The 12,431-nt window shown below is 61.0% G+C and carries 10 protein-coding genes; 5 read left to right on the plus strand and 5 right to left on the minus strand.

The features are described from left to right. Positions 1 to 21: 21 nt before the first annotated feature. A complete protein-coding gene (locus AC0VX3_RS09175) occupies positions 22 to 1,755 on the minus strand; it encodes a caspase family protein (protein WP_475524449.1) in 1,734 nt (577 codons plus the stop codon). A gap of 289 nt (positions 1,756 to 2,044) precedes the next feature. Between AC0VX3_RS09175 and AC0VX3_RS09180 the strand changes: the two genes are divergently transcribed. Together AC0VX3_RS09180 and AC0VX3_RS09185 are read left to right on the plus strand one after the other, a co-directional pair. After that, positions 2,045 to 3,244, plus strand: a complete 1,200-nt coding sequence (locus AC0VX3_RS09180; RefSeq protein WP_475524450.1) for a pyridoxal phosphate-dependent aminotransferase — start codon at positions 2,045 to 2,047, stop codon at positions 3,242 to 3,244. Positions 3,245 to 3,748: 504 nt separating this feature from the next. Beyond that, positions 3,749 to 4,228: a DUF992 domain-containing protein gene (locus AC0VX3_RS09185; RefSeq protein WP_475524451.1), complete on the plus strand. Its 480-nt coding sequence runs from the start codon at positions 3,749 to 3,751 to the stop codon at positions 4,226 to 4,228. Between the two features lie 27 nt (positions 4,229 to 4,255). On the opposite strand, the gene AC0VX3_RS09190 is transcribed toward AC0VX3_RS09185, so the two are convergent. Continuing rightward, positions 4,256 to 4,555, minus strand: a complete 300-nt coding sequence (locus AC0VX3_RS09190) for a hypothetical protein (protein WP_475524452.1) — start codon at positions 4,553 to 4,555, stop codon at positions 4,256 to 4,258. Positions 4,556 to 4,960: 405 nt separating this feature from the next. On the opposite strand from AC0VX3_RS09190, the gene AC0VX3_RS09195 reads away from it, so the two are divergent. Next, positions 4,961 to 7,024, plus strand: a complete 2,064-nt coding sequence (locus AC0VX3_RS09195; protein ID WP_475524453.1) for an elongation factor G — start codon at positions 4,961 to 4,963, stop codon at positions 7,022 to 7,024. Positions 7,025 to 7,131: 107 nt separating this feature from the next. Further along, positions 7,132 to 8,094, plus strand: a complete 963-nt coding sequence (gene msrP, locus AC0VX3_RS09200) for a protein-methionine-sulfoxide reductase catalytic subunit MsrP (RefSeq protein ID WP_475524454.1) — start codon at positions 7,132 to 7,134, stop codon at positions 8,092 to 8,094. Positions 8,095 to 8,657: 563 nt separating this feature from the next. Here the strand turns inward: msrP and AC0VX3_RS09205 are convergent. From AC0VX3_RS09205 to AC0VX3_RS09215, 3 genes are all read right to left on the minus strand, one after another. Then, a complete protein-coding gene (locus tag AC0VX3_RS09205; protein WP_475524455.1) occupies positions 8,658 to 9,554 on the minus strand; it encodes a LysR family transcriptional regulator in 897 nt (298 codons plus the stop codon). A 47-nt stretch (positions 9,555 to 9,601) separates the two neighbouring features. Then, positions 9,602 to 10,570 carry a thioredoxin-disulfide reductase gene (gene trxB / locus AC0VX3_RS09210; RefSeq protein ID WP_475524456.1) on the minus strand — a complete coding sequence of 323 codons (969 nt, stop codon included), beginning with the start codon at positions 10,568 to 10,570 and terminating at the stop codon, positions 9,602 to 9,604. A 97-nt stretch (positions 10,571 to 10,667) separates the two neighbouring features. Then, complete coding sequence (locus AC0VX3_RS09215) at positions 10,668 to 11,738, minus strand: mitochondrial fission ELM1 family protein (protein ID WP_475524457.1); 1,071 nt, start codon at positions 11,736 to 11,738, stop codon at positions 10,668 to 10,670. 197 nt (positions 11,739 to 11,935) lie between these two features. Here AC0VX3_RS09215 and AC0VX3_RS09220 point away from each other — a divergent pair, with 197 nt between their 5' ends. Further along, entirely contained in the window at positions 11,936 to 12,403 is a 468-nt protein-coding gene (locus AC0VX3_RS09220; RefSeq protein WP_342895337.1) for an Lrp/AsnC family transcriptional regulator, read from the plus strand. Positions 12,404 to 12,431 lie beyond the last annotated feature (28 nt).

Consider the following 12,431-nt stretch of genomic DNA (forward strand, 5'->3'; position numbering starts at 1 on the left):
GCCTCCCCGCTGCCCTCGGGTTCAGCGGGGCGTTTCCGCCGGCAGGCGCTTCAGTTCCAGGCGGACCCACATTTCGTCGTTCGGCCCGTTGCGTTCCAGACGCGGACCCGTGAAATTCAATCGCGAACCATAGGCGACAAATTCGGGTAGGGAGCCTTTGATCTCGACGGTCCGAATCTTTTTCTTGCCATACAGATAGTCCGCTTCGAGCCTGACCGTGAGTTTGTTGCCGGTGGAAACAAATCCGCGGAAGTTTGCGAAGGGATTCCTGTCGTCGTTCCGGGACGCGCCAGCGTAGTTTTTCCAGTCCAGCAGATAGAACTGGCCTTCCCGAAACCGCAGCCGCGCCGACGAAAGCAAGGTTCTCGAGTTTACCTGGTAAGGGTCTTCCGGATGAGGATTGAAGCGATGCACCTCCAAATCCCAGACACCGTCATAGACCTTTGGCGTTTCCTCAAAAACCTTGATCAGCTGAATCAGTGATTCCTGGTCTACGTATCCGGAGTCCTCGACCTTGGCGGCGATCTGGAATTCGCGCAGGGCCGAGCGGGACTTGGTGCCGAAAACACCGTCCGGTGTCCCCGCGTCATGCCCCAACATGGTCAAAGCGGTCTGGATCTTCGTATATCCGCCTATGTCGAGACCGAGACTTTGTTCGATCAATTCCGGGGAGGTGTTCGTGACCTCGATGGGCGCCCCCGTTCTACTGGCTTCGTCGATGCGGTCCAGCAGGGTTTGCGTCGACAGCGAGAGTTCGGAACGTTGATCGGAAGAGGCTGACTGATCCGAGATCGTCTGCTGCTGCAAATCCTTCAACAGCTTGTCTGCAACATCGGATGCCACCGTCGTGGGAAAATGCTCGATGATGGCGCGGTAGCCGACAATTGTGTTTTTCTCCACAGCCCCCTTCAAGGCAAGTGCGGCGGCGGCTTCCTGTTCGACATCATTGTCATAGGTGATCACCGGGGCCACAAGCGCACTGTTGTGAAAGAAATAAAACTCGGATGTCATGGAGGCGACCACTTCCGGTCGCTGCCTGTTGCCGGTGAGGTCCAGGACGTCGCGTGTCACCCGCTTCAGCATTGTCGAGACTTCAAGGTTGGGGGTCACGATGTGTTTTGCGAGCGAGATGGTGAACGGGGAGTTCCTGCTGTCTCCGTCGAGTGCGACCTCATTCGGTTTCGTGGCAAACGCGACCAGCGAATTCGCGGTTCGTTGCGGAGCGGCCAGACCGCGGCTGAGGCCAAGCGCCCGGGCCCTGCCGGCAAGTTTCTTTCGCAGAGTATCGGCGAAGGGATTGTTCCTGCAGGCATCGATGAAGACCAGGCTGAGCGGGACATGGGCTTCCATCATCCTGATGATCGCGTTCAGGTTCTTGCCGCTCGTAACCACGTCCTGCTGATCGATGATCTCGGCGTCGGTTGCCAGAAGGTAATTCTCCTCGCGAAACTGCATGCCATGGCCAGCGTAGTAAAACATGCCCGTCGACGCCGATTGCAGTTCTGCCTCGAACTTTCTAAGTCCCTCGGTAAAGGACTCGAAAGTGGCATCCCTGATCAGATGGACGCTAAACCCGAGATCCGTCAATTTGCTTGCAATCAGATTTGCGTCATTGATCGGATTTTCCAGTTGAGTGGCATGGTGATAGCTTGAATTGCCAATGACCAGGGCGACCCGGTCGCCTTTCGCGGCAGCCGTCAGTGGACTGAAGACAAGCGCAAGAACCAGAATGAAAAGCAGCGAAATTTTCTGCATGAAGCTCCCCAGGAAATGCTTGGATTCGAATGTGACCGGTTGGAAAAAAGTCGGGCAGTTGATCATGAAGTCAATGAAGTTGCTGCGTCAAGGCTGGTCCTTCCCGGACCAATCGGCCGGTGCCGCCGAACGGTCTCCGAACCCGGCCGTGCGCCGGTGACGTCTGGTCCCGGGCCGACGGGCATTATTTGTTCGCCGACTCGACAGAATTACCCATTGGGCCTTGTCTTCCGCAGCGCACAGTTCTAGGGTCCGCGCGCTGTTATTCCCGTTTCCCCTGGAGGACATTATGGGCTTTCTTGCTGACGCATTGGCGCGTGTTCAACCATCTGCGACCATCGCCGTCACCAACAAGGCGCGCGAACTGAAAGCCGCAGGCCGTGACGTCATCGGCCTGGGCGCTGGCGAGCCGGACTTCGACACCCCCGACAACATCAAGGCGGCCGCCATCGAGGCCATCAACAACGGCAAGACCAAATACACCGCGGTCGACGGCATTCCGGAACTGAAGGCGGCCATTGCCGACAAGTTCAAGCGGGAAAACGGGCTGACCTACCAGACCAGCCAGATCACCGTCGGCACCGGTGGCAAGCAGGTGCTCTACAATGCGCTGATCGCGACACTGAACCCCGGTGACGAGGTCATTATCCCGACTCCCTACTGGGTCAGCTATCCGGACATGGTGCTGCTGGCCGGGGGTGAGCCGGTGATCGTGGAAGCGGACAAGTCGACCTTCAAGATCACGCCGGAAGCGCTGGACGCGGCGATCACGCCGCGGACCAAATGGCTGATCTTCAACTCGCCGTCCAATCCGTCCGGTGCCGCCTATTCGGAAGACGAGCTGAAGGCGCTGTGCGCGGTGCTGGTCAAGCATCCGCAGGTCTGGATCATGACCGACGACATGTATGAGCACCTGGTCTATGACGATTTCAAGTTCACGACACCTGCCCAGGTCGAGCCGTCTCTCTACGAGCGTACGCTGACGGTTAACGGCGTCTCCAAGGCCTATGCGATGACCGGCTGGCGGATCGGTTATGCGGGCGGTCCGGCGGAGCTGATCAAGGCCATGGCCAAGGTGCAGTCCCAGTCGACCTCCAATCCGTGCTCGATCGCACAATGGGCCGCCGTCGAGGCGCTGAACGGATCCCAGGACTTCATTCCGAAGAACAACGAGATCTTCAAGGGCCGGCGCGATCTGGTCGTGTCGATGCTCAACCAGGCGAACGGCCTGACCTGCCCGGTTCCGGAAGGCGCGTTCTACGTGTTCCCGTCCTGTGCCGGGACCATCGGCAAGACCGCGCCGTCGGGCAAGGTGCTCGAGAACGACGAGGATTTCGTCTCGGAGCTGCTGGAAGCCGAAGGCGTTGCTGTGGTTCACGGTTCGGCGTTCGGCCTTGGCCCGAATTTCCGGGTTTCCTACGCGACCTCGACAGAAACCCTGGAAGAAGCCTGCACCCGCATCCAGCGTTTCTGCGGCAACCTGAAATAGGCAGTGGTTGCCGGAACGGATCGAGAAGGGCCGCATGCGCGGCCCTTCAGACTGCTGACAAACTCACGTGGGTCATTCCGGCCGGTCTGCAGCGCAGCTGCATGGCCAGAGCCGGAATCCAGCGATTATTTCGCGCCGCAGGCGCGTCTTTAATAATGATTTCAGATGTTTGAATTGCTCCGGTGCTCGCCTTCGCTCGCGCTGATGCGCCAGGTTCCGGATCAGCGCGCAGCTTCGCTGCACTTGTCCGGAATGACCGACTGAGAACCTGTCAACAAGCTGAAGCGCCGCATGGGCGGCCCTTGGGCGGCCCTTTTTTCGTCAGGGAAGGAGCTCATTTCGCGCCGCCGTGGACCTGAGCAGGGACGTTTCGCCATGACCGAAATTTAATCTGAAACCGCCGCGATTTTGACGCGATGAATGACCATATCCCACGAGGTCACAGACCCGGCCGCCGGCAATGAGGCCCGCGGCGGTTCTGTACCTGATTGGGAGTTTTTCGAAATGCGTTTTCTGACATCAGTTGTTGCCGCCGCGCTGCTTGGTACCGCGGCACCGGCCCTGGCCGCCGGGGACAGCCCGAAGGTAGAGGTCGGAACATTGCGCTGCCTTGTGGAAGGCGAACACAGCTTCATTGTCGGCTCTTCGGCCACGCTCGGCTGCAGCTTTGCTCCGGTTGATGGCGGTCCGGTGGAATATTACAACGGCAAGGTCCGCGAGTATGGGCTCGACATCGGCAAGACCGAAGAGGCGACCCTGGTCTGGGGTGTTCTGGCACCATCGGCCAACCGCAAGCCGGGGCTTCTCGCCGGAACCTACGGCGGGCTGACCGCCGGGGCGAGCGTCGGTGCCGGGATCAAGGCCAATGCCCTGCTTGGCGGGTTCGATCGCTCGATCGCACTCAATCCGTTCAGCCTGGAAAGCCAGACCGGCACCAACCTGACGCTTGGTGTCAGCAAGCTGACCCTGGAACAGATCAACTGACGCACAGGTCTTATGACCGGCCCGGCGTCAATTCCGCTCCCGGCAGGCTTCATTGCCCGCCGGGCACGGCGTCTGCGATGTGTCCGGCCGCGTGTTGAGCCGATTGATCTGATCGGTCCGGTTCAGCTTGTTGGCGCCTTCGAGCTGTCGGCGCGTCGAGAAATCCGACTTCTGCTGGTTCAGGTTCTGGTTGAGCTGCTGCTGGGCGGAGGGCAACCGGTTCGGGCTGGAATTGGTCAAGCCGCGCAAAGTGTTGTTCTGCGCGGCGGCCTGCCCGGCCAGCACAATCGCCAGCAGAGCGGTCAGTATGACCAGGGGGCGTTTCACCAAGGTTTCTCCATCCGGCTTGCCTGTTCCGTGAACTCAAGAAACTAGTGCGCAGCGCCTGCATTGCCACCCCCTTCTTGTCTCAACTGCCGCCGACGGGCCAAAGACAAATTTCCGGATTATTGCAACGATCCTGACGGGTGACGGCAGGATTGCGTGAAAACTCGGGAGAGCCCCGGAATGCTGCGCTGCGGCGTAAGATTCCCTTGCGTTACTCGCGGCATTGGCGCGACCATGCAAGACCGCCCAGGGTCGAACGACCGACATCCGGGGTCCGGTGCGACCAGAAGCGCCTGACCGCCTGTCTTCGATCCCAACGGGGCGAGACGCGGCGGGCCCGCGTCCGTTGCATGGGGCCGTGCCGCGTTGTGTCGAGGATATCCTCGAACCAACGGGAGGCTCAATATGGCAATCAACACACATGAGAAGGACTCGTCAGCCGGCACCACGCCGCGCTGTATCGCCCTGGTCGGACCGTACGGCAGCGGCAAGACCAGCCTCCTGGAGGCGTTGCTGGCGCGCACGGACAAGGTGGCCCGACAGGGAACGGTCGCGGCCGGCAACACGGTCGGAGACGGCGCGCCGGAAGCCCGCGCGCATGGCATGAGCGTTGAACTGAATATCGCCGATACCGACTATCTCGGCGACAGGTTCGTCTTTGTGGACTGTCCGGGATCGGTCGAATTCCTGAGCGAAATGGACGGGGCCCTCAGCGGTGCGGATGTGGCCGTCGTCGTGGCGGAGGACGACGAGCGCAAGGTTCCCGCCTTGCAGCTTATCCTGAAAGCCCTTGAAGCCCGCGCCATTCCGCGGGTTTTGTTTTTGAACAAGATCGACAAGAGCACCCGCAGGGTGCGCGATGTCCTGAGCCTTCTGCAGCCGGCGTCCGCCGTGCCGCTGGTGCTCAGGCAGATCCCGATCTGGGAAGAGGGTCAGGCAGCGGGCTTCATCGATCTGGCGCTGGAACGGGCCCACGTCTACCACGACAAGGAGCCGAGCAGCCGGATCGACATGTCCGACGAAGACAGGCTTCGTGAACATGAAGCCCGTTTCACCATGCTGGAGCATCTCGCCGATCACGACGACGATCTGATGGAGGCCCTGCTGGAGGACATCGCGCCCGACCGGGACCAGGTGTTCGCCGATCTTGTCAACGAGATGCGGGACGGTCTGATCTGCCCGGTGTTTTTCGGCTCCGCCGAGCATGGCAACGGCGTCGGCCGGCTGCTGAAGGCATTGCGCCACGAAGGGCCCGGCGTCGACCTGTTGGCGCGCCGGATTCTCGGCACCCGGAAACGCAAGGCGCTGCAGGTGGTCAAGACGCTGCATACGCAGCATGGCGGCAAGCTGTCGATTGCGCGTGTTCTGGACGGGGAAGTGTGCGACGGCGACAGCCTGTTCCTGAACGGCGACAGCGAAATCAAGGTGTCGGGTCTTTTTTCGGTTTTCGGCCAGCAGGCCATCAAGATCGCGACCGCGGGCAAGGGGGAGCTGGTGGCCCTGGGCAGGCTGGACGATGTGCAGACCGGCGATCTTCTGTGTTTCGAACCGGGCAGGACCTCCAGCCTCGAGGAATTCGAACAGCGCTGTCCGGTCCTAGCATCGGCCATTTCCGCCTCGCAGCGCAAGGACGAGGTCCGTCTTTCCACCGCGCTTGCAAAGCTGGTGGAAGAAGACCGGTCGCTGACGGTCAGCCAGAACCAGACCACAGCCGAAACGCTTCTGTCCGGGCAGGGCGAGATGCATCTCAGGGTCGCGCAGGAGCGGCTCGCGGGCAAATACGGGATGGACATCGCCGAGCATGCGCCGCATGTCCCCTACGCGGAAACGATCAGGTCGAGCACAAAGGTGCGCGGCCGGCACAAGAAGCAGTCCGGCGGACATGGCCAGTTCGGGGATGTGGTTCTCGAGATCGGACCGCTGCCGCGCGGCGAGGGTGTCCAGTTCACCGACACGATTTCCGGAGGCGTCGTTCCGAAACAGTATATCGCGTCGGTCAGGGACGGTGTCCTGGACGCCCTGAGGCAAGGACCGCTCGGATTTCCGGTGGTCGACATCGGGGTGTGTCTGACCGATGGATCCTATCATTCCGTCGACAGTTCCGACCAGGCGTTCAAGATGGCCGGGATCCAGGCGATCCGGGAAGGATTGCCGGATTGCAAACCGGTGCTGCTGGAGCCGGTCCACAAGGTGGTGATCGCCTGTCCCAGCGACACGACGGCCAGGGTCAACGCCATCGTGTCCGCAAGGCGGGGTCAATTGCTCGGCTTCGACGCCCGGCCCGGCTGGCCCGGCTGGGACGAGGTTCAGGCCCTGATGCCGGAAGCGGAGATCGGCGACCTGATTGTCGAGCTGCGCTCGGCAACGGCCGGTGTGGCCAGTTACACGGCGCATTTCGACCACCTGTCCGAACTGTCCGGCAAGGCGGCGGCGCTGGCACTGCAGCGCTCGGGGAAACAGGCTGCGTGAGCCTGCCGGGGCGACGGTCCGCTGCGCCGCCCTTTGCCGGTCACCAGGGCGTTATTTGCCATTGATGGACGTTTCCGGTTTCCTCCGGGACAAACGGGAGACTTGAGATGAATATTTTGAAACGGCGCAGCTGGGAACTCCCCGAACGTGAGGCAACCCCAGAGCACATCTTCCTGAACCGGCGGCAGATCCTGGCGGGCCTTGTCGGCGGTGGCGCATTGCTCGGCAGCGGTCTCGGCGTGCGCCCGGCCTTCGCCGAAGACGATCCGAGTGCGGGGCTCTATCCGGTGCAGCGCAATCCGGCCTTCCAGCTCGACCGGGACCTGACGGACGAGGACGTTGCTTCCAAGTACAACAATTTCTATGAGTTCGGCTCTCACAAGCAGATCTGGTCCGCGGCGCAGGATTTGAAAATCCGCCCCTGGACGGTGACGCTGGACGGGCTGATCGACAATCCGCAAACGATCGGCATCGACGATCTTCTGGCAAAAATGCCGCTCGAAGAACGTCTCTACCGGCATCGTTGCGTCGAGGCGTGGTCGATGGCCGTGCCCTGGTCCGGATTTGCGCTTGCCGATCTGGTCAGGCTCGCGGGTCCGCAGACCGGCGCGAAATACCTGCGCTTCGAAACGTTTCACGACCCATCCGTTGCAAGCGGGCAGAAACAGTCCTGGTATCCCTGGCCCTATGTGGAAGGACTGACGCTTGAGGAGGCCACCAACGAGCTGGCGTTCATGGCCACAGGTGTCTACGGCAAGCCGCTGGCCAATCAGTTCGGTGCTCCGGTGCGCCTGGTCAGCCCGTGGAAATACGGTTTCAAGTCGATCAAGTCGGTGGTGAGGATCACGTTCACCGACCAGCGGCCGGTGAGCTTCTGGGAGGAAATCCAGCCGAAGGAATACGGCTTCTGGGCCAATGTGAACCCGTCCGTGCCGCACCGGCGCTGGCCGCAGGCGTCGGAAAAGCTGCTGGGAACGGACGAGCGCCGCACGACACTGCTGTTCAACGGCTATGAAGAGCAGGTCGCCCATCTCTACAAGGGCATGAAAGGCGAGCTTCTCTACATGTAGGGAATGTCTCCTCCGCCATGCCGCACTGCGGTGCAGACAAAAAAAGAGCCGGGTCTCAAGAGACCCGGCAGTCTGTTTGATTCACTGAAAACAGTAGAATCACCTTCCAGAGGGGAACAGCTGGTCTGGACATCACTGGGAGGAGGACGTGATGCCCGTGTGACCAACAGTGATGCTTATATGCAGTGCACAAGTCGCATAAACAAGAGGCAGGGGTGGGTATCTGCTATGCGTTTAATGCAGATCATGACTTTCCAGTCACTTTATCAGATAAAATCTTCATTTTTTCAATATCTTGGGTCGATCTTGCCGTGCCCGTCAAACCCGAAAAAAGTTTAACACCGGGTAAAAAAACAGTGGTTGGACGGGAGAAAAGCCCCTTTTCATGAAGGGCGCATGTTTGGGCATGCCTAGTTTCTGATCCGATTCCGATCCTCCCGACCGGGGAGCTCGCGCATGTCGCATTGAATTCAATTGAAGGAAATCGCGCGACAGCAATTGCACCGCGAATGTTGCCTCGGGCGCTTTCCCGGAACCGGAAATCGGTTTGAACGCGACAGGCTCTAATAGGTCCACTTTTCAGCGCTGGTCAGCAGAAATTCCCGGAATGCGGTAACGCGGGCCGTGTTCTTGAGTTCGGACGGATAGACGAAATAGGTGTCGAAGGAGGGCACCTTGTCTTCCTGTCCGGTCATGACCGGCACGAGATTGGTGGCCATGTCGATGATGTAGTCCGGCAGCATGGCAATGCCGACCCCGGACAGCACCGCCCGCTTGATCGCGACGATGTTGTTGGCCTTCAGCACGGACCGGCGGGGGCTCGTTGCCGAGCGGCCTGCGGTCTCCAGCCAGTTCATGGACCGGAGATAGGCGGGCGCCTGCTCGCCGAAAGTGACAATGCGGTGATTGTCGAGATCGTCGATGGACTGGGGCGCGCCAAACCTCTGCAGGTATTCCGGCGCCGCATAGACGTGGAAATGCACGGTGAACAGCTTGCGCTGGATCAGGTCGGGCTGGGTCGGCTGGCGCAGGCGAATGGCGACGTTGGCCTCACGCATGCCCAGATCCAGTTCGTCGTCATCGAACAGCAGATGCAGGTCGACATCCGGATAAAGGTCGATGAAATTCTTGATCCGGGAGGTCAGCCATGTGGAGCCGAGACCGACCGTTGTGGTCACTCTCAATGCGCCCGAAGGCTTTTCCTTGCTGTCTGTCAGACTGGACTGGACGGCTTCCAGCTTCATCAGAACGTCGCTGGCGGTGCGATAAAGCAGTTCGCCCTGTTCCGTCAGAAGCAGGCCACGGGCATGGCGGTGGAACAGGGACACGCCCAGATCGTGTTCCAGGGCGCTGACCTGCCGGCTGACCGCGGACTGGCTCATGTGGAGCGCGTCGCCGGCATGTGTGAAACTGCCGGCCTGCGCGGCCGCATGAAAGATGCGCAACTTGTCCCAATCCATGCGTGCCCCTCCGCAGGACGATTTCCGCCGTGCGACCGTTGGCGGCCTTACTCGGCCGCCTGTTTTTCCGATGTCACTTCATGTTCGGCCAGAAACTTCTCTGCTTCAAGCGCGGCCATGCAGCCCATGCCGGCGGCCGTGACCGCCTGACGATAAATGTCGTCGGTGACGTCACCGGCCGCGAAGACGCCCGGGATCGTGGTTCTGGTGGAATCCGACGCGGTTTCCAGGTAGCCGTTCGGCTTCAGCGTCAACTGATCCTTGAACAGTTCGACCGACGGTGCATGTCCGATGGCGATGAACACACCATCTGTGGAAATCTCCTGAAGCGCGCCGGTTCTGGTGTTTTTCAACCGTACTCCGGTGACGGCCTTGGGCGTGCCACCGCCCAGAATCTCGTCGACCTGGGAGTCCCAGATGACCTCGATCTTCGGATTGCGGAACAGGCGCTCCTGCAGGATCTTCTCCGACCGCAAGCTGTCGCGCCGGTGCACAAGGGTCACCTTTGAGGCAAGATTGGCGAGATAGAGCGCCTCCTCGACAGCGGTGTTGCCGCCGCCGACCACCACGACTTCCTTGTTGCGGTAGAAAAAACCGTCGCAGGTCGCGCAGGCCGAGACGCCCGCGCCCATGTAGTCCTGTTCGGACGCCAGGCCGAGCCAGCGGGCCTGGGCGCCGGTCGCGATCACCAGGGTGTCGGTGGTGAAGACCGTGCCGCTGTCGGCCTCCAGACGGAATGGACGACTGGAAAGGTCGGCCTTGACGATGGTGTCGTAGACTATCCGGGTGCCGACGTTTTCCGCCTGCTTCTGCATCTGTTCCATCAGCCACGGACCCATGATCGGGTCGGCGAAACCGGGATAGTTCTCGACATCGGTCGTAATTGTCAGCTGGCCGCCCGGTTGAATGCCGGCGACGAGGGTCGGTTCGATCATGGCACGAGCGGCATAGATCGCCGCTGTGTAGCCGGCCGGGCCGGAGCCGATGATCAGAAGTTTGCTGTGTTTCGTGCTCATGGGCGCACCCTTGTCCTGTCGTATGTACCGGTCATGACACCGGCAGTCGTTTCCCGGAATATCGTGCATCCTTGCGAATGTCCGATGTTCTGTCGTCTCAAGGCCGATCCGCTTCCGGACGCTCATTCAGATCCGGCAAATCCGGCAAATCCGGATGAATGTCCGTGAGGCAATTCGCCTGTTCCTGTTGCCGCCGGAATACCGCGTAGTCCGCAAGAATGCGCTCCGCGATGACGGGGGTGGCATCTATCGGCTCGTAGGTAGTGGTTTTCAGCGGGCCTGGGAAGGGGTGAATGGCACCAAGGCGCTGCAAATTTCCCAAAAACCGGTTGATCTTGTTGTGGCCGCCGTTCGGATGAAAGACATGAACAGGTTTTCCGGTCGCCACAGCTTCACCGATCATGTTGGTGGAATCGGCTGTTGCGACGATCGCATTCGCCCTGGCCAGGTAAAGTCCGAGCGGATTCGGCTCGGTGCCGTTCCAATAGAGATGGCCGCCCGACTTGGCGAGGCTGGCGAGGCCGTAGGCGAGGGCCGGGGGCGTGCGGCGTGACGCCGTGATCATCAGGCCCGCTGCCTCCGCCTCCGCCAGCCCGCGCAGGCCGTTCAGGAGCCGGAGCTGGTCATCCTCGGTGAACTTGTGGTGACGGCTGTCGCCGCCGACCAGCACCGCCACGCGCGGTTTCTTCAGCCGGTCGATTTCCGGCGCGGACAGGGAACGCAGTTCACGGAGCTTTTCCCTGGAAAACCGGTGCGGCGAGGTCGGGGTGACCAGGACATTGCGGCCTCGCAGGCTGTCGTGCTCGGGCACCCAGATCAGATCGGCCGCATTGGGGCCGGTGCGCGGGTCCTTCAGAAAGACGGTAAAGGTCCGGCCACCGGACCTGTGCCTGATCCGGCGCAGATATCCGGCCGCGCGCCGGCCCGAGGCAATGGCAATGTCCGGATAGGGGGGCGTGAGCGGACTGCCGGGACGGCTTTCCCATTCCCTGGGATCCGTCGGTCCGAACGGAAGCCACCAGGAAAATGGTGGCCGGGGCGCGACCTGCCGGATTTCACGGGCAAAGCCGAGCGCGTCGGCGACCCCGACGCATTGTGCCAGGTCTCCGGCCTTTCCATCTGTCACGATCCAGACGGTCGGCTGGGCGGTCTCCCGAGAAATCGGCATGTCCGGAGAACGTCCCCTGTCGTAATCTTTCGAAATCGTGCGCAATTTTGTTATAGTCTTGCACAACCGCGCAAAAAATCATAACTCGGCACCGGAAGCACACGTTAGCGCGGGACTCTCTGATCCCGCAAGACGCAGACCGTTCCGGTGGCAATGATGTCCATCCCGGTCAAGTGTGAAGTTCGAAGGAGACTGGTTTGAAAGCGCGGCTCGATGCCATTGACTGGCAGATTCTGAAAGAATTGCAAGAGGACGGCCGGATGACCAACGTGGAGCTGGCCCGGCGGGTCGGCATTTCCGCGCCTCCCTGTCTTCGCCGCGTCCGGGCCCTGGAAGAGGCGGGGCTCATTCTGGGCTACCGCACCCTGCTCGATGAAAAACAGCTGGGTTACGATGTGACCGCTTTTGCCATGGTCGGGCTGCACAGCCAGACCGAAGCCGATCTGATTGCGTTCGAGCAGACGGTGCAGAGCTGGCCGCTGGTGCGCGAGAGCTACATGTTGTCCGGCGAGGTCGATTTCCTGCTGAAATGCGTGTCACCCGACCTGCAGACGTTCCAGAATTTCATCATCCGCGATCTGACCGCAGCAACAAATGTGGACAGCGTGCGCACCGCGCTGACGATCCGGCGCACCAAGGACGAACCGGTGGTGCCGATCGACTGACCGGTCCGGCGCGCGCGCAAGGGCGCAG

This window comes from Roseibium sp. QJM3NY_11, from assembly GCF_056173175.1.

Excerpts from the sequence above, each read along its gene's own strand:
- AC0VX3_RS09175 (WP_475524449.1), bottom strand. The coding sequence starts at position 1,755 with ATGCAGAAAATTTCGCTGCTTTTCATTCTGGTTCTTGCGCTTGTCTTC.
- AC0VX3_RS09180 (WP_475524450.1), top strand. The coding sequence starts at position 2,045 with ATGGGCTTTCTTGCTGACGCATTGGCGCGTGTTCAACCATCTGCGACC.
- AC0VX3_RS09185 (WP_475524451.1), top strand. The coding sequence starts at position 3,749 with ATGCGTTTTCTGACATCAGTTGTTGCCGCCGCGCTGCTTGGTACCGCG.
- AC0VX3_RS09195 (WP_475524453.1), top strand. The coding sequence starts at position 4,961 with ATGGCAATCAACACACATGAGAAGGACTCGTCAGCCGGCACCACGCCG.
- msrP (WP_475524454.1), top strand. The coding sequence starts at position 7,132 with ATGAATATTTTGAAACGGCGCAGCTGGGAACTCCCCGAACGTGAGGCA.
- AC0VX3_RS09205 (WP_475524455.1), bottom strand. The coding sequence starts at position 9,554 with ATGGATTGGGACAAGTTGCGCATCTTTCATGCGGCCGCGCAGGCCGGC.
- trxB (WP_475524456.1), bottom strand. The coding sequence starts at position 10,570 with ATGAGCACGAAACACAGCAAACTTCTGATCATCGGCTCCGGCCCGGCC.
- AC0VX3_RS09215 (WP_475524457.1), bottom strand. The coding sequence starts at position 11,738 with ATGCCGATTTCTCGGGAGACCGCCCAGCCGACCGTCTGGATCGTGACA.